Below are 1,191 nucleotides of genomic sequence, written 5' to 3' on the forward strand. Positions count from 1 at the left end.
AGTCGAGGATCTTTGCCACGACGCCGGCGCCGACGGTACGACCGCCTTCACGGATGGCGAAACGCAGGCCTTCTTCCATGGCGATCGGGGCAATCAGCTTGACCGTGATCGACACGTTGTCACCCGGCATGACCATTTCCTTGTCCTTCGGCAGCTCGATCGAGCCAGTCACGTCGGTCGTACGGAAGTAGAACTGCGGGCGGTAGTTGTTGAAGAACGGGGTGTGACGGCCGCCTTCGTCCTTCGACAAGATGTAGACCTCGCCGGTGAAGTGCGTGTGCGGCTTGATCGAACCCGGCTTGCACAGCACTTGGCCGCGCTCGACGTCTTCGCGCTTCGTGCCGCGCAGCAGCAGACCCACGTTGTCGCCGGCTTGACCTTGGTCCAGCAGCTTGCGGAACATTTCCACGCCGGTGCAGATGGTCTTGACCGTCGGCTTGATACCAACGATTTCGATTTCTTCACCGACCTTGATGATGCCGCGCTCGATACGACCGGTCACAACCGTGCCACGGCCCGAGATCGAGAACACGTCTTCCACCGGCATCAGGAAGGTACCGTCGATGGCACGTTCCGGCGTCGGGATGTAGGTGTCCAGCGCGTCGGCCAGGGCCAGGATCGCCACTTCGCCCAGTTCGCCCTTGTCGCCTTCCAGTGCCAGCTTGGCCGAACCCTTGATGATCGGGGTGTCGTCGCCGGGGAATTCGTACTTGGACAAGAGCTCGCGCACTTCCATTTCGACCAGCTCGAGCAGCTCGGCGTCGTCGACCATGTCGCACTTGTTCAGGAACACGATGATGTAAGGCACGCCAACCTGGCGGGCCAGCAGGATGTGTTCGCGGGTCTGGGGCATGGGGCCGTCAGCGGCCGAGCACACCAGGATCGCGCCGTCCATCTGCGCTGCGCCCGTGATCATGTTCTTCACATAGTCAGCGTGGCCCGGGCAGTCAACGTGTGCGTAGTGACGGTTAGCCGTTTCGTACTCGACGTGGGCGGTATTGATGGTAATACCGCGTGCCTTTTCTTCCGGTGCTGCGTCGATTTCGTCGTACTTCTTGGCGGCGCCGCCAAACTTGGCTGCCAACACCGTAGCAATCGCGGCCGTCAGCGTGGTCTTGCCATGGTCAACGTGACCAATCGTGCCAACGTTCACGTGCGGCTTAGTCCGCTCGAACTTTTCCTTTGCCATTT

At 60.9% G+C, this 1,191-nt stretch carries 1 protein-coding gene; it reads right to left on the reverse strand.

The annotated features are described in order from the left end of the window. Positions 1-1,189, reverse strand: a 1,189-nt coding sequence (gene tuf, locus CF70_RS07625; RefSeq protein WP_035862675.1) for an elongation factor Tu, incomplete at its 3' end; no start/stop codon positions are given. Positions 1,190-1,191: the final 2 nt, after the last annotated feature.

The sequence above is a fragment of the Cupriavidus sp. SK-3 genome (assembly GCF_000611145.1).
Lineage (GTDB): Bacteria > Pseudomonadota > Gammaproteobacteria > Burkholderiales > Burkholderiaceae > Cupriavidus.